Source organism: Pedococcus sp. P2_D9, assembly GCF_056404275.1.
In genome coordinates, this window is record NZ_JBFUEI010000016.1 from 49,482 (window position 1) to 65,701 (window position 16,220).

At 67.1% G+C, this 16,220-nt stretch carries 13 protein-coding genes; 9 read left to right on the forward strand and 4 right to left on the reverse strand.

Features of this window, described 5'->3' with window-relative positions; translation table 11 throughout:
• Positions 1–95: 95 nt before the first annotated feature.
• Both AC1DXJ_RS19290 and AC1DXJ_RS19295 read left to right on the forward strand, forming a co-directional pair.
• Positions 96–416 (forward strand): hypothetical protein, encoded by a 321-nt coding sequence (locus AC1DXJ_RS19290; protein WP_477637734.1) that lies wholly within the window; start codon positions 96–98, stop codon positions 414–416.
• A gap of 315 nt (positions 417–731) precedes the next feature.
• A complete protein-coding gene (locus tag AC1DXJ_RS19295; protein ID WP_477637735.1) occupies positions 732–1,046 on the forward strand; it encodes a transposase in 315 nt (104 codons plus the stop codon).
• An 888-nt stretch (positions 1,047–1,934) separates the two neighbouring features.
• Here AC1DXJ_RS19295 and fgd read toward each other — a convergent pair.
• Complete coding sequence (gene fgd / locus AC1DXJ_RS19300) at positions 1,935–2,957, reverse strand: glucose-6-phosphate dehydrogenase (coenzyme-F420) (RefSeq protein WP_477637736.1); 1,023 nt, start codon at positions 2,955–2,957, stop codon at positions 1,935–1,937.
• Between the two features lie 125 nt (positions 2,958–3,082).
• Between fgd and AC1DXJ_RS19305 the strand changes: the two genes are divergently transcribed.
• Together AC1DXJ_RS19305 and AC1DXJ_RS19310 are read left to right on the forward strand one after the other, a co-directional pair.
• Entirely contained in the window at positions 3,083–5,647 is a 2,565-nt protein-coding gene (locus AC1DXJ_RS19305; protein ID WP_477637737.1) for a bifunctional FO biosynthesis protein CofGH, read from the forward strand.
• A gap of 565 nt (positions 5,648–6,212) precedes the next feature.
• A complete protein-coding gene (locus AC1DXJ_RS19310) occupies positions 6,213–6,914 on the forward strand; it encodes a GntR family transcriptional regulator (RefSeq protein ID WP_477637738.1) in 702 nt (233 codons plus the stop codon).
• Positions 6,915–6,956: 42 nt separating this feature from the next.
• Here the strand turns inward: AC1DXJ_RS19310 and AC1DXJ_RS19315 are convergent, their stop codons facing one another.
• Positions 6,957–7,889 carry a carbamate kinase gene (locus AC1DXJ_RS19315; protein ID WP_477637739.1) on the reverse strand — a complete coding sequence of 311 codons (933 nt, stop codon included), beginning with the start codon at positions 7,887–7,889 and terminating at the stop codon, positions 6,957–6,959.
• 249 nt (positions 7,890–8,138) lie between these two features.
• Here AC1DXJ_RS19315 and AC1DXJ_RS19320 point away from each other — a divergent pair, with 249 nt between their 5' ends.
• The 4 genes from AC1DXJ_RS19320 to AC1DXJ_RS19335 are packed head-to-tail and all read left to right on the forward strand — an operon-like array spanning position 8,139 to position 13,241.
• On the forward strand, positions 8,139–8,942 hold the full coding sequence (locus tag AC1DXJ_RS19320; RefSeq protein ID WP_477637740.1) for an oxamate carbamoyltransferase subunit AllH family protein: 804 nt from the start codon (positions 8,139–8,141) through the stop codon (positions 8,940–8,942).
• Positions 8,924–10,483, forward strand: a complete 1,560-nt coding sequence (gene fdrA, locus AC1DXJ_RS19325; protein WP_477637741.1) for an acyl-CoA synthetase FdrA — start codon at positions 8,924–8,926, stop codon at positions 10,481–10,483. Before AC1DXJ_RS19320 ends, fdrA begins: the two co-directional genes overlap by 19 nt.
• Positions 10,480–11,901 (forward strand): YlbE family protein, encoded by a 1,422-nt coding sequence (locus AC1DXJ_RS19330; RefSeq protein ID WP_477637742.1) that lies wholly within the window; start codon positions 10,480–10,482, stop codon positions 11,899–11,901. The genes fdrA and AC1DXJ_RS19330 overlap by 4 nt, the downstream gene beginning before the upstream one ends.
• Positions 11,902–11,918: 17 nt before the next feature.
• A complete protein-coding gene (locus AC1DXJ_RS19335; protein WP_477637743.1) occupies positions 11,919–13,241 on the forward strand; it encodes a cytosine permease in 1,323 nt (440 codons plus the stop codon).
• A gap of 684 nt (positions 13,242–13,925) precedes the next feature.
• Here the strand turns inward: AC1DXJ_RS19335 and AC1DXJ_RS19340 are convergent.
• Both AC1DXJ_RS19340 and AC1DXJ_RS19345 read right to left on the reverse strand, forming a co-directional pair.
• A complete protein-coding gene (locus AC1DXJ_RS19340; RefSeq protein WP_477637744.1) occupies positions 13,926–14,327 on the reverse strand; it encodes a response regulator in 402 nt (133 codons plus the stop codon).
• A 90-nt stretch (positions 14,328–14,417) separates the two neighbouring features.
• Positions 14,418–15,536, reverse strand: coding sequence for a YeiH family protein (locus AC1DXJ_RS19345; protein ID WP_477637745.1), 1,119 nt, complete (start codon positions 15,534–15,536; stop codon positions 14,418–14,420).
• A 100-nt stretch (positions 15,537–15,636) separates the two neighbouring features.
• Here AC1DXJ_RS19345 and AC1DXJ_RS19350 point away from each other — a divergent pair.
• Positions 15,637–16,220 (forward strand): LysR family transcriptional regulator (locus tag AC1DXJ_RS19350; protein WP_477637746.1); only part of this gene is annotated, 584 nt, incomplete at its 3' end.

Consider the following 16,220-nt stretch of genomic DNA (forward strand, 5'->3'; position numbering starts at 1 on the left):
AACAGGCCCGCGCAATTAAACCAAGCTTCAGTACCCGGCAAGCAGATCGTCCGACCATGTTGCTACACGTGGACGCACTGCGGAAAGGTCCCCCGTTGAAGGTCAACGCCTCACACTATCTATGGCTCGTACAACTGGATATCCCGGAGAATCTTGACGACGAGTTCAACAGAATTTACGATGCGGAACACGCGCCGGCTATCTCGAAGGTGCCGGGCGTTCTCGATGTGCAACGCTATGTGTTGCACATCGCGAATGAGGGTGTGCAAAAGTATCTGACTATCTACCGTGTGCTTTCTCCGGACGTTCCGCAAAGCCCCGAGTGGGCAGCAGCGTCCGCAGAGGGCGAGTGGCAATCGAAGATTTCGCCTTTTGTTCTTAACGGCCGACTGTCGTTGTTCCGAGCCATCCCTTGAATCGGATCGACGCGTGCGACATAAGGCAAACCTGGCTACGAGCGCAAACGGTATCCAATCACCGGCCTGGCGAGCCACGGGGCCGGCTGCCCGACCGTGGCGAGGTCCGCCGCTTGGGATGACCGGTCCGCAAACACCGATGGGTTTCCGCCTAGCCTGGCGGGTCAGGTCTGGGACCGGGCGGCGCTCATCTAGGGCGTGTCTCCGATGTTGAGCGCGCCCCAGGGCTGATGCTTCGGATATGACCCGTTCTGCGGTGCTGACGGACGAGATGTGGTGGCGGATCGAGCCGGTCTTGCCGCCTGAAAGGGCCGTTTGGGCAGGCCGAAGCGCGACCACCGGGCGCTGGTGGAGGGAGCGATCTACCGGTTCGGTTCGGGTGTTGCTTGGCGCGACCTGCCCAAGGGGTTCGGGCCGTGGCAGACCGCCTGGAAGCGGTACCACCGCTTCTCCACCGACGGCACCTGGGACAAGGTCCTTGCCGCGTTGCACTCCGAGGCTGACGCCGCCGGCCAGATCGACTGGCGGGTCTCGGTCAACTCCACGATCGCGCGGGTTCACCAGCACAGAGCGACAGCTGCGAGGTCTTCGGTGAAGCCGACCTCTCACACGGGGGGCTTGGTCGAATGACAAGGATCGAGCCTGGCGGCGGTACGAACCGGACGATCACGCCATCGGGCGCTCTCTCGGCAGCCTGACAACCAAGACCCACGCACTGGCCGACGGCCGCGGGCTGCCGCTGGTCGCTCGGCGTCCGGCTGCTTGCTCGGCGCGAGGCACTCTGGCAGTTCCTCCTGGCGCGCAGCGCGCCCGAGCTCGAAGACGCCTTGGCCAAGCTCATCGGCATCGAACTTGCGGTGAGCACGGCACGCGACGGTGTCCAGGCCTTCGGAGGACTCGGCTTCACCCTCGACCCCGGCACGACGGCGTCGAAGGGGTCGAAGGGGTCGATGGGATCTACCGGGACGCCAAGTGGGAGAGGTCTACGAAGGCGCCAATGAGGTCCAGCAGTGAGAATCGCCCGCCGGACCTTTGGATGCGCCGTGACCGGCTGACACCATGGCGCAACGCGAGTGCGCCGGCCGCGTCCTGCCAATCGACGTGTCCGCAGCGCCAACCCTGGCCTTCTACGCGTTCCGAGCATAAGCGTGGCCGTTGGCCACACGACCGCAGGTCACCCCCGCCTGTCTCTGCTGTCTTGGCGCCGCACCAAGAGTCAGCACAATCGAAATGCGACGACGCCGAGACGCTTGCCGCGGACCTAGACCCCGACGCTTTGGCGCTCGCCGACGTCCCCCGGCACTTCTCCGGGGCACACCCGAAGGCCGACTCGCGTCGCCCCCGACGTCGGAACAGCCAGGACTACTTCAGCCGCCTCGGCTGGCCACACGGACCCAGTTGGATCGTCCGCGCCCATTCCTCGGGCAAGGCGGTCTGCAGCTCTTCAGCCCTGCCCGCCTCGCCAATGGGATCGAGAACCATATGGCCAGGGCGCCCGAAGGGGCGCAGGTTGATCGGTCAGCGCGCGGCTGGGGTCAGCCCGCGTAGCCCGGGGAGCACCTGCTCCGCGAAGGTGGCGAGGAACCGCTCCTGGTCGTGTCCGGGACCGTGGATGACGAGGTGAGCGAACCCAAGATCGGTGTAGATCCTCACGGCTGCAACGACATCCTCGGGCTTGGAGGCCACAATCCAACGCTTCGCGATCTGCTCGATAGGCAGCTCGTCGGCTGCCTTCTCCATTTCGGCGGGGCTGTGTATTGAGTGCTTCTGGTCCGCGCTCAGGGATAGCGGTGCCCAAAACCGGGTGTTTTCCAGCGCCTGCTCCGGGTCAGGATCCCAGGACACCTTCATCTCGATCATCCGATCAATCGAGCCTGACGCCCGCCCTGCCTTCTCGAGACCCTCGTCTACCGCCGGAACCAGCTTGTCGGCGTACAGCTCTCGACCTTTGCCAGAAGTGCAGATGAAGCCGTCGGCCACACGCCCCGCATACCGCGCCACCATTGGACCACCCGCCGCGACATAAACAGGCACAGGCTGGTCGGGCCGGTCGTAGACGGCCGCGTCGTCCGTACGGTAGTACTCGCCGTCAAAGTTCACGCGGTCCTGCGTCCACAGCTCTCGCATGAGCTGGACGGACTCACGCAAACGTCCGAAGCGCTCCTTGAACTCCGGCCACTCGCCCTGGCCAACCGAGCCGACGGCTACCTCGTTGAGCGCCTCCCCGGTTCCGACGCCCAGCATCACTCGCCCGGGAGCCAAGCACGCCATCGTCGCGAAGGTCTGCGCCAGGACGGCCGGGTTGTAACGAAAGGTCGGCGTCAACACCGATGTGCCCACGAGCACCCGCTCGGTGCGAGCCAATACCCACGGCATCCACGCGAGTGCACTGGGGGCGTGGCCGCCCTTGAGTCGCCAAGGCTGGAAATGGTCGGAAATCGTCACTGAGTCAAAGCCCAGCTCCTCGGCCCGGACGGCGTACGCCGCGAGCTCCTGGGGAGTGAACTGCTCCGCCGACGCCTTGTACCCGACTCTCAGCACTACAGGCTCCTCAACGACGGGTTTGGACCACCGCCAGTCTCGCACCGCGCCACTTCCCGCCTCGGGTGGTGCGATGCAAATCACATGTAGGAGTAGGTCGCCCGGCACGCCCCTAGCCTGACATCGTGAACGAACAGCCGACCCCACAACAGGTTCGGCGGGCGCTGGCTCGCGCCGAACGCGGTGCTGCGCTCGACGTTGCGGAGGCGGCGGCCCTGCTAGGCGCTGCCGGCGAGGATCTTGACCGGTTAGCCAAGGCGGCTGCCCGGGTTCGCGATGCTGGCTTGGTTGCCGCGGGGCGGCCCGGGGTGGTGACGTACTCGCCGAAGGTCTTCATTCCAATCACCCGGTTGTGCCGCGACCGCTGCCACTACTGCACTTTCGTGACGACGCCGGGCGCGCTGCGAGCCAAGGGGCAGGAGCCTTTCCTGTCTCCCGACGAGATCCTGACTATCGCACGCGACGGAGCCGCCCTAGGTTGCCTTGAGGCGCTGTTCACCCTGGGTGACCGGCCGGAGGATCGCTGGCCCGAGGCGGCGGAGTGGCTGCACGAGCGCGGCTACGACACCACCCTCGCGTACGTCCGCGCCATGGCGGTACGGGTCCTGGAGGAGACAGGTCTCCTGCCACACCTCAACCCGGGAGTCATGAGCTGGGAGGAGCTAAACCGACTCAAGGCCGTGGCTCCGTCCATGGGGATGATGCTCGAGACCACCTCGCGCCGTCTGTTCGAGACACGCGGAGAAGCACACCACGGCTCTCCGGACAAAGACCCGGCCGTGCGGCTGCGGGTGCTCGACGACGCCGGACGGTTGTCGATCCCATTCACCACCGGCCTGCTGGTCGGCATCGGGGAGACGCTGACCGAGCGAGCAGAGACTATCTTCGCGATCCGCGCGACCGCGCGGCGGTACGGGGCGGTGCAGGAGGTGATCGTCCAGAACTTCCGGGCCAAGCCCGACACCGCAATGCGGCACGTCGACGACCTCGACCTCGACACCTACCGCGCTGCCATTGCTGTGACCCGGCTGGTGCTCGGCCCCAAGATGCGCGTGCAGGCCCCGCCCAACCTCGTCGACCTCGCCGAGTGCCGTGCCCTGCTCGAGGCCGGCATAGACGACTGGGGCGGAGTATCGCCGCTCACCCCCGACCACGTGAACCCCGAGCGGCCGTGGCCCTCTCTCGAGCAGCTGACGACAGTGACCGCAGCGTGCGACTTCACGCTGCGACCCAGGCTCACCATCCACCCCGAGTACGTCGCATCCGGGCTACGTGGCGATGGAGGCTGGCTAGACCCACGGATCGCCGCTCACGTCGCCGCCCTCGCAGACGAACACGGCCTGGCCATGCCCGGCGTCCGCGCCGTCGGGCTGCCCTGGCAGGAACCGGACGGCGGGTTCGCCAGCATCGGCCGTACCGACCTGCACACCGCCATCGACAGTGAGGGTCGCACCAACGATCGCCGGGCAGACTTCGACCGGGTCTACGGGGACTGGGATTCGGTGCGCGCTGACGCCAAAGCTGTGCGGCTTGACGACCCTGTCGTGGATGGGTCGGGCACACTCCGAAGAGCTCCTGTGGGAACCCCGGGGATGTCCAGGATCGTCGGTCACGAGGCCCTGGCTGCAGCCGAGCGCAGCCCAGGCAGTCTCTCCGCGGAGCACGCGCTGACACTGATGACAGCGGATGGAGCGCTGCTGGAGCAGGTCTGCCAACTCGCCGACCACCTGCGCAAGGAGACCGTGGGCGACGACGTCACCTACGTCGTGAACCGGAACATCAACTTCACCAATGTCTGCTACGTCGGCTGCCGCTTCTGCGCGTTCGCCCAGCGCCGCACGGACGCTGACGCCTACTCCCTGTCGCTCGACGAGGTCGCTGACCGCGCCGAAGAGGCATGGCAACTGGGCGCGACCGAGGTATGCATGCAGGGCGGGATCGACCCGGAGCTGCCCGCCACTGCATACTTCGACCTCGCCAACGCCGTGAAACAGCGAGTGCCCGACATGCACGTGCACGCGTTCTCCCCCATGGAGGTCATCAACGGCACCGCGCGCACCGGGCTGTCCATCGCCGACTTCCTGACCCAGGCACGCGAGGCCGGGCTCGGCTCCCTGCCAGGCACCGCCGCCGAGATCCTCGACGACGAGGTCAGGTGGGTGCTCACCAAAGGCAAGCTCCCCACGCGCACCTGGATCGAAGTCGTGACCACGGCACACCACCTCGGCATCCCCACGACATCGACAATGATGTACGGCCACGTCGACCACCCCCGCCATTGGGTCCAGCACCTGCGGGTCCTCAGCCAGATCCAGGACGAGACCGGCGGCTTCACCGAGTTCGTGCCACTGCCCTTCGTCCACACCAGCTCGCCGATCTACCTCGCCGGCGTGGCCCGCCCCGGCCCGACCATGCGCGACAACCTCGCCGTCCACGCGCTGGCCCGAATCATGCTCCACGGCAGGATCCGCAACATCCAAACTTCGTGGGTCAAGCTCGGAGTCGACGGCACCCGTGCCATGCTGTGCGCTGGAGCCAACGACGTCGGCGGCACACTGATGGAGGAGACCATCTCGCGCATGGCAGGTTCCGAGCACGGGTCGGCCAAGACGGTAGCGGAGCTCACCGAGATCGCCGCCGGCATCGGGCGCCCAGCCCGCGAGCGCACCACCCTTTACGGCGGGCGCTAGTCGAGCTCGCGGAGCCCTGGTCAAACGCCACGAGAATGTGTGAAGGAAGCCTGCCCAGAATGTCGCCGGACCCAGCGGGCGTCGAACTTCGCGGTGAATTCGCGGCGAACTTCCTCGATGACGCGCCATCGTGCTGGCAAATCTCCCGGATGCCGTTGACAAGTCCCGAGATGCAGGTGTCGTGGAGGCGGAGACCTCGGCGGAGGTGCCGCTGCCCTGCCTCCCAAGCGGGCTCGATCAACTGTGGTCCCGGGGTCGTGGCCAAGACGGTTTCTCCGGCCCACCTTCCGATCTTCAGGCAGAGACGCCTGCGAGAGCCAGGGGACCTTCGGCAGCCCCGGTACCACAACTCGTGCGTAAACTCCGACAGCACGTTTAGCTACCGGCTTGTGCCCCCATTTGCCCTTGGGCCGCGGCACCCCCGCACTGCATGCACCCGCAAGTCACGGGTTGAGCACGTCGCCACTCCTTGGTGGTCGCGTCGCCGAGCGGGACTGCGCCGGTCAAGCGGGCCTCATTTGGTATACAGAATTGCGGGATCGCCGGACATGGAAGAATGGCCATCGTGGCGCAGCCGAATCAGCAGTCAAGAAAGCTTGAGCCGGACGAAACCGAGTCCGAGTTCGTGCGCGCAACCCGCCGGATCCGGGACGACATCCTCGACGGAACACGGGCGCCGGGCAGCAAGCTCATCGAGCGCGAGCTCGCTGCCGAGCTAGGTGTGAGCCGAGTGCCTGTACGCGAGGCCTTGAAGACGCTCATCGCAGAGGGCCTGGTGACACCCCGGCCGCGTACCTGGGCCACCGTGCGCGAGTTCACGCCGGCCGACGTTGCTGACCTCAACGAGGTGCGCTCGGCGCTCGAGGTGCTGACGTTCCGGCTGGCGGCGAACCGGCACTCGCGGGAGGGGTTGCACCGCCTGCGCGAGGCCCTGGACGAAGAGCAGGCTGCCGCCCGGTCCGGCGACAGCCAGCGTGCGCGCCGTGCCGCAGCGGACTTCCACGAGGTCGTGACGACCCTGGCCGGTAATGAGCTGCTCCTCGAGCTCGATGGCACATTGCGTAGCCGCATTCGCTGGCTGCTCGTCCAGCACGAGGATGTCGACCAAGTGGTCGCCGAGCACCAGGCCCTGTACGACGCCATCGCGGTCCGAGACGTCGGCCGGGTGAGCACGCTGATCCTCGCCCACATGGGCAACATCCGATTCCTGGACGACCCCACCTGGCGCGACGACGACCCTGCCCTGCGCGCCTCCTTGTCGCGCTAACCGATCGGGCGATGGCGCGCCGCCTAGGAGATCACTCCCGGCTCAGGCGAACACAATGCCTCCATCGACCACGGGCCGGATCTCCGTACCGACGGTGCGGGCGAGCAAGTCGTCAAGACGGTCGAGCGGTCCGATGAGGGCGCGGCCGCCAGCACGGGCCACGCGGATCGCTGCATTCACCTTGGGTTGCATGGAGCCCTCCTCGAACGCCAGCTCCGAGATGGCGTCCGCCGAAGCGGTGAGGATGTCACGCTGCTCCGGGGTGCCCCAGTTCTCGCTGACGTAGTCGCCGTCGGTCAGCATGATGAGGGTGTCGGCCTTGAGCTCGGCGGCGAGAGCGGCGCTGGCGAGGTCCTTGTCGACAACCGCCTGCATACCCGTCTGCCGACGGCCCTTGGAATCGATCTTGATTGGCACGCCACCGCCGCCAACGCACACCACGAGGTGACCGGCCGAGAGCAGCTCGGCCACGAGCGGCGCCTGCATGATTCGCAGCGGGTTCGGGGAGGGCACGACGCGGCGAAAAGCGTTGCCGTCGCGCGCGATGGTCCAGCGGTACTCGGCGGCGGCCTCAGCGGCGTCCTGGGCGGAGTATTGCGGGCCGATGAGCTTGGTCGGGCGCTCGAAGGCCGGGTCGTGCTCGTCGACGACGGTGGTGGTGATGATGGCGGCGACCTCGCGCTCCCCCTGGAGAGCGTTCGAGAGTTCCTGCTGCACGACGTAGCCGATCATCCCCTGCGTCTCCGCGCCGAGGATGTCGAGCGGGTAGGCGGCCACGTCTTGGTAGGCCAGGTTCTGGAGAGCGAGCAGCCCGACCTGCGGTCCATTGCCGTGCGTGATGACGAGCTCGTGCTCGCTTGCCAGTACCGCCAGCGCCTGGCACGTGGAGCGCACGTTCGCTCGCAGCCGGTCCGCGGTCATGGGCTCTCCGCGTCGGGCGAGGGCATTCCCGCCCAGGGCGACAACAACTCGCATGCTCGTTCTCCTCCAGTTTGTGGTGACGGCCTCGCCACGCTCGACAAAATGGTATACCATTTTGTCTCCTGCGCATCCCGTGTTCTGGCGGGTCGAGACTGCGGGTAGCGATCGGGAGAGGCAATGGTCACAGCGATGGTGCGTCCGTCGACGCGCGCGCTGTCTGTCGACGTCGCGCTCATGCGATTCCTCGCTGAGGGTGCCGTCGAGGCGAGGGTTCACTCCGTATTCCGACGCGTCGTGAATGTGATGACGCCGGCTGGACAGCTGATCTCCATCTGCGGGCGTGGGCACGACGACGCCCCGTGGTCGCTGCGGGCGGACGTCGACGACTGGACCGCCTGGAATATTGAGACGGGCGGCGTTGTGTCTGCCGACATTGACGCCGTCACCGTCCACGGCGGTGGGCCACGAGTCGGCCTGACCCTGGCGCAGACCTGGAACGCAGCGGTCGCACCCATCACGGCCGACCCGGCTCAGCTCACCGACCGGGCGCACCAGCTGGCCGGCGTTATCCGCATCGCGGGCGTCCCCGGCGGTGCTCTCGCAGGGCCGGCGCCGGACCCATTCGCCGCCCTAGTCGCCGAGCGCATCGCCGGGGGCCTGGCCGACATGGTGACCGCTGAACTCGCCGGCAACGCCGAGGACCTTGAGGCGGCAGCGTCGTCGCTGCTGGGCCTCGGCCCGGGTCTCACCCCCGCGGGCGATGACGCGCTGACCGGACTGGCCATCGTGGTCGCACGGCCGGAAAGCCTTGCCACAAGCGTCCTGCCGGCCCTGCGCCGCGTGCTGCAGCGCCACCCGGACCGCACCACGGCGCTCAGCTGCGCCACGCTGTGGGCCGCTTTGGACGGTATAGGTCGTCAGCGGCTACTCGACCTGGTCGACACCCTCGTCTCGCACCAAGACCCCGCACCACTGCTCCTGCGCGAACACGCCAGGCGCGTCATCGGGATCGGCCACACCTCGGGGACCGACATCGCATGCGGTGTCCTGGCAGGAATTGAACTGGAAATACAACGGAGAGGATCCGCGTGCCTGTCACCGCAGTAATCAAGAAGAACACCTATCTCGACTCGGTCTCCCTGATGTCGATCTCGACCAAGGCGAACGGGATCGACGGGGTGGACCAAGCGTTCGTCGCCATGGCAACCGCGATGAACAAGGGGGTGCTGGAGAACCTCGATCTGCTCACGCCTGAGCTGCGGAACGCTGCGAGCGGTGACCTCATGATCGTCGCCGTGACTGGCGACGACGTGGACGTCGAAGAGAAGATCGCCGCGATCGAGGAGCTGCTCGTCCGCAGGGCGCCGACCGGCCCCGGGGCGGACATCGTCCACCGCACCATCGCGGCTGCAGTCGAGGCAGATCCGAAGGCCAACCTCGCGGTCATCGCGGTGAACGGCAGCTACGCCGCCCGCGAGGCCCGCAAGGCCCTCGAGAAGGACCTGCACGTCATGCTCTTCAGCGACAACGTCCCCGTGGACGCCGAAATCGCACTCAAGGCCCTCGCCCACGCAAAGGGCTTGCTCATGATGGGGCCGGACTGCGGCACCGCAATCATCAACGGGACCGCACTGTGCTTCGCCAACGCCGTCCGCCGCGGGTCGATCGGCATCGTCGCGGCATCCGGCACCGGGTCGCAGGAGGTAAGCGTGCGCATCCACGCCCTCGGCGGCGGGGTATCGCAGTTGATCGGTACCGGCGGACGCGACCTCAGCGCCGAGGTCGGCGGCGTCATGATGATCGACGGCATCCGCGCCCTGGCCGCCGACCAGGACACCGCAGCCATCGTGCTGGTCTCCAAGCCGCCGGCGCCGGAGGTGGAGAAGAAGGTGCTCGCCGAGGTCGCCGCCGCGGGCAAACCGGTCGTCGTCTACTTCATCGGTGGTTCCCAGGAGGCGGTAAGGGCCGCCGGTGGCCACTTCGCCGCGAGCAGCCACGACGCCGCGCTGCAGGCCGTGCGTCTCGTCACCGACGCGTCCGCCTCCGTCCCGCAGCTCGACACCGAGCGAGTCCGCGCCGTCGCCGCCCGGATGCTGCCAGAACAACGTCACGTGCGCGGCCTGTTCAGCGGCGGCACGCTGTGCGACGAGGCGATGTACGCGCTCCTCGACGCGGGCGAAGAGGTCTGGAGCAACATCCAGAAGACCCCCGGCTTCATCGTCAACGCGGGCGACGCGAGCCGTGGTCACACGTTCCTCGACTTCGGCGACGACGAGTTCACCAACGGGCGCCCACACCCGATGATCGACCCCTCGTTGCGACTCCAGCGCCTCCTGCAGGAAGCCGACGACCCGAGCGTGGCAGTCATCGTCATGGACTTCGTCCTGGGCTTCGGGGCGCACGAAGACCCCGTGGGGGTCACCCTTCCAGCGATCGCGGAGGCGAAGCGCAAGGCAGCTGCCACCGATCGACACCTCGAGATCGTCGGCTACGTCCTCGGGACCGACCAGGACAGCCAGTCGTACGCGGCCCAAGTCGCTGCCCTGGAAGACGCCGACGTCACGGTGACCCGCAGCAGCACCGAGACCGGGGCGTACGTGAGCGCCATCGCCCAGCAAGCCTCCGCCCGAAAGGAAACCCACGCATGACCACCCGCACGGCAGAGCTCTTCGCCAACCCGCTCGACGTCGTCAACGTCGGCCTGGCCATGTTCGAGGACGACATCGCCGTTCAGGGAACGTCTGTCACATCGCTCGATTGGGCCCCGCCCGGTGGCGGCGACCCTGCGGCGATCGCGGCGCTGGACGCCCTCGAGCAAGGCGACCTTCCCGAGCACATCGCCGCGGCCAACGCCGAGGCGGTCCAGCGCATCATGAGCGCCAAGCCCGTGCTCGTGGGTTACGGCCGCGCCCTCGACGTCGTCCCAGGCATGACCCCCAGGACCATCCTGCACGCTGGTCCCCCCATCGAGTGGCAAGCCATGTCCGGGCCTATGAAGGGCGCCGTCACCGGCGCCATCGTGTTCGAGGGCCTCGCCAAGGACCTCGACGAGGCTGCCGAGGTCGCCGCATCCGGCACGATCATCTTCTCCCCGTGCCACGAGCACCACTCGGTTGGCTCTATGGCCGGTGTGACGTCGGCGTCGATGTACGTCCACATCGTGCACAACGAGACGCACGGCAACTACGCCTACACCAATCTCTCCGAACAGCTCGCCAAGATCCTGCGGATGGGCGCCAACGACCAGAGCGTCATCGACCGCCTCGTGTGGATGCGCGACGTCCTCGGGCCCATGCTCAAGGAGGCGGTCGAGCTCACGGGGCCGATCGACCTGCGCCTCATGCTTGCCCAGGCAATCCACATGGGTGATGAGGCGCACAACCGCAACATCGCAGGCACCGTACTCCTGTTTCAGGCACTCGCCCCGGGACTGCTGCAGTCGAGCTTCACCACCGACCAGAAGAAGGAGGTCTTCGACTTCATCGCGAGCTCCGACTACTTCTCCGGCCCAACGTGGATGGCTACAGCCAAAGCGGCCCTGGACGCCGCGAACGGGGTCCAGGGCTCAACGATCGTCACCGCGATGGCGCGCAACGGCGTGGAGTTCGGCATCCGCGTCGCCGGTCTTCCGGGCCAGTGGTTCACCGGTCCCGCCCAAAAGGTCGTGGGCCCCATGTTCGCCGGCTACAAGCCGGAGGACTCCGGCCTCGACATCGGCGACAGCGCCATCACGGAGACCTTCGGCTTCGGCGGCTTCGCCATGGCCGCGGCTCCCGCGATCGTGGCGCTTGTCGGCGGCACCGTCGAAGAGGCCGTGGCGTACACCCGTGAAATGGGCGAGATCACCACCACGGAGAACCCGAACGTGACGATCCCGTCACTCGCCTTCCAGGGCCTGCCCACGGGCATCGACGTCCGCAAGGTCATGGACACCGGCATCCTGCCGATCATCAACACCGCCATCGCGCACAGGGATGCCGGCATCGGCATGATCGGCGCCGGCATCACCCACCCGCCGATCGAAGCCTTCCAGAAGGCAATCCGCGCCCTCGCGGCATCGGTCTGAACGAGAGAGCACCGACAATGACATCAAACCGAACGGCTGACTCCGTCACCGAGACTGACGCCGCATCCAGCCCCGGACTCGAGTCGGAGTTCGAGCACTCGCCCGTCCCAGCCTCCCACCGCAAGTCGCTGCTCACGGTCTCCGCCGTGTGGTTCGGCTTCCCGATGATCCTGACCAATGCCGTCCCCGGCGGCCTCGTCGTCGCGATGCTCGGCTTCTGGCAGGGCCTGGCCGCAATCGTCGTGGCCAACCTCATCATGTTGGTCTACGTAAGCCTGCTCAGCTACCGCGCCGGCCAGACCGGCAAGAGCTTCGCGCTGCAGGCCACGGAGACCTTCGGCACCGCCGGGTACGCGATCGCCTCCGGGTTCCTCGCCACGGTGGTCATCGGATGGTTCGCCTTCAACACCGGGGCGACCGGTGCAGCCCTCGACCACGCCTTCGGGTGGAACGAGAAGATCGTCGCGTTGATCGCCGGCATCCTCTTCATCGCCGTGACCTACTTCGGCATCAAGGCGCTGTCGTGGCTCGGCGCCGTCGCAGCCCCGCTGTTCATCATCGCGGTGGTAGTGGCCATCACGGTGGCTTCGCGCTCGCACGACTTCGGCCAGATCGTCAACTACCAAGGCGTTGGTGCCGAGGCCATGACGTTCGGGGTCGCGGTGACCGCAATCATGGCGACATTCGCCGACTCCGGCACCATGACGGCCGACTTCACGCGCTGGTCTCGCAACGGCAAGGAGGCGGTCCTGGCGACCGCGACCGCCTTTCCGGTCGCGAGCCTCATCGCACAGTTGAGTGGCGGCCTTCTCGTGGCGGCCGGGGCGATCGCCAGCCCGGAGATTTCCGGCGGCGACTTCACCCCGATCCTGACGGGTCCGGGCAACCCGGTCCTGAACGCCCTCGTGGTGATCTTCGTGGTCGTGAACCTCGGCTCGGTCTGCACGCACTGCCTCTACAACGGAGCGCTGGGCTGGTCGCACCTGCTGCGGTCGAAGATGCGCCTGTTGACCCTGGTCCTCGGCGTGATCGGTGTCGTGGTCGCGCTCCTCGGTGCCTGGAGCTACTTCGTCAACTGGCTCGCGTTCCTCGGCGTCATCGTTCCCCCATTGGGCGCCGTGCTCATCGCGGACCAGATCCTGCTGGCGAAGCGGCTTCCGGAACGTACCGAGCGCAGGTTCCGCCCCACGGCCTTCCTCGCATGGGGCATCGGCGCAGCCGCTGCGCTCTTCGTCCACGAGGTCGTACCGACCTACTCTGACGCAGTCGTGGGCCTGGTCGTCGGTCTCCTCGCCTACGTCGTCATCGAACGGGTGGGCCCTAGCCAACAGACGACCTGACGTCAGCAGGTAGTGAGCCCTCCGTGCCGTCCTGGCGCGGAAGGCTCTTGCCAGGTCCCTGCGGGAAACGCGTGTGCTCCACTTGTGCCCCCAAGTTCTCGCCCGAGGCTTCAACGGCGGCTGGCCGGGTGACCGCTTGCCGTGTCCGGCGGGCGCCGGGGGACGTCGAGGGTTTGTGGCGAATTCGCGGCGAAGTTCGCCGGCGAGCAGAGAAGTAGCACGTCAGCGGTCGGCATACGGCGGCCTGTAAATCCATCGCGCAAGCTTCGAAGGTTCGAATCCTTCACCTGCCACCCAGTGCAATAAGAGAGGCCCTAACCAGCGGAGACCTTGGTTAGGGCCTTCTCTCGCGCCAGGGCCCCGGGGGACCGGAAGGCTTCCAGAGCGGAACTTCGCCACGATTTTGCCGCGGTCGGCGGGCACGCGCAGTCCGGGAGTCCCGGCCTGCATCGCATGGAGCCGGCCGTCTGCGGTTGGCTGTGGCGAATGCGCGGAGAGGCGCCCACCGTCATCGATCTTTCCGCACGTCAGCGGCTCGTGCGACACGTATGGGACTCCGTCGCGATTGGCAGGGGGACTCTCGAACCCATCACAGCCCCCGAAGGGAATATCTGACTGGGCGAAGCCGCCCCTTCGGTAGCCGCGAGGCAGGCGCTTTATTGCGTCCACCAAGGACCTCGCCCCTCAGTCTGAGTCGGCGATGATCACGCGCCCCGGCGGCGGCAGAAGCGGGCGCCCGACGAGCTGGCGCGCAACAACTGCCGTGGCGTGGGCGCTCGTGAACGGCTTCGTCACGTAATCGTTGGCGCCCGCCAGCAGCCCCGCATCGATCTCGAACTGCGAGGTGACAGTGCTGACAAGAATCACCGGCACATCCGCGAGGTGGCGCTGCCGCCGGATCCACCAACAGACTTCGATCCCACTGAGACCGGGCATCTGCACGTCAAGTACGACAACGCTCGGGTACAGGTTGGCCAACATTTCGATGGCCTGTCGTCCGTCCTCAACCTGTACCGATGCTAGACCGGCCCGGCGCACAGCCACGGTCAGCTCGCCGCGAACATCCGCATCATCATCGCCGATCAACGCGAAAGACTGGTTTGGGGAACGATGCATTTCAACCCCTACTCCGAACTTGTTGCGACGATTTGCCGACGCCGATGGCGCGGCTGCCGCTCAGCCGATCAGCAGCACACCGGTCGCGGCGATCGCGAAGATCCATATTGTCGAGAGGGTGCCGAGGACCACGGGCCGTCCTCCGACCTTCTTTAGCGTGCTGACCCGGACCCCGCAGCCGAGCGCGAACATGGCCGCGGACAACAGCACGGTCTGGGCGACCTTGCCACCTTCGAGCACTGGGGTGCCGAGTGGGAGGAGCGTCCGCGCCAGGGCGGCCGCGAGGAAGCCGGCGACGAAGAGCGGGACCAGGGGAGGGCGCTTGCCGTCGACCGGGTCGGCGCCGCGCCGCCGGGCGAGCCCGATGACCATGATGACGGGTGCGAGCATCAGCACTCGGGCGAGCTTGACGATGACGGCGGCCGCCAGCGCGCCTCCTCCGATGATGCCGCCCGCGGCGACGACCTGCGCCACTTCATGGATCGACCCGCCCGCGATCAGGCCCTCTTGGCGTTGTGTCAGGTTTAGCAGCCCGAGGACTGCCGGGGCCACGCCGATCATGAGGGTCCCGAAGACGACCACCAGGCCGATGGCCGAGGCGACGTCCTCATCCTCCGCCTCGATCGCGCCGTCAACCGCTGCCACGGCGGCGGCGCCGCAGATGGAGAAGCCGCAGGCGATCAGCAGCCGCTGCGCCGGGGGCACCCCCAGAGATTTGCCGATCACCAGGGTGCCGCCGATGCCGAGTCCCACGATGAGCAGGACGACGACGATCATCCCTGGGCCCAGAGCGAGGATGTCACCCAGGGCCAGCTGCAGACCGAGCACCATGATGCCGAGCCGCAGCAACCGCTTGGCTGCCACTTTCATTCCGGGGCCGAAGACCGCCGGAATGGTCCACAGGTTGGTGAGCGCGACGCCGAGAACGATCGCCACCAGCAGCGGACTGACCGTCGGCAGCACCTGCTGGACGAGCAGGGCGACACCCGCCGCGGCAAGGGCCAGGGCCAGCCCGGGCCAGATCGAGCGGTGCTCAGTGCCCCGTCTGTTGCCTTGTTCGTTGCCATGTACCTGCGCCGCAGCTGATGCAGCGGAGGTCGTGGCAGCCGTCGCGAGAGCCCGGCGCGAAAGTCGGCTGTCGCTGCTCCCGGTCTCGTGGCGAAAGGCACTCATCGTCATGGCACTCACCCTTCCCAGGTTGAAGCGACAGGGGTACACCCCAATATCGGATAGCGTCATAGGCGCTGACTATGGCTGACGCGTCCGGAAGGGGAGAGATATGAGTGACCGGTGGCCTGACCTCGACGTCCTGCAGCTGCTCGTGGGGGTGGCGGAGCTGGGAAGTGTGGGTGCGGCCGCGCAGCGGGTCGGGATAAGTCAGCCGAGTGCCAGCACGTGCATCACGCGTTGCGAGCGGCGACTTGGCCTGACGCTGCTCGACCGCTCCACTCGGGGCAGCATGTTGACCAGCGATGGCGCTCTGTACGTCGACTGGGCTCGCGACCTGTTGTCCGCCGCGGAGCGCATGCAGCTGGCCATTGCGGCCCTGCAGTCCGCGCGGTCGGCCCACCTGAGGGTCGCCGCGAGCATGACCGTCGCCGAGTACCTCGTTCCTAAGTGGCTCGGCGAGTTCCGGCGCGATCACCCCAGCGTGGTGGTGAACCTCTCGGTCCTGAACTCCGAGCAGGTGGTCGAGCAGGTCCGCTCCGGGCAGCATGACCTGGGGTTCATCGAGACCACCCAAGCGGTCCGGGACCTGCACACCGCCAGTCTGCGAAGTGATGAGCTGCTCGTGGTCGTGGCTCCGGGCCACCCGTGGACAGGTCGCAGGAAGCCGGTGCCGGCGGCTGAGCTGGCGAGTAC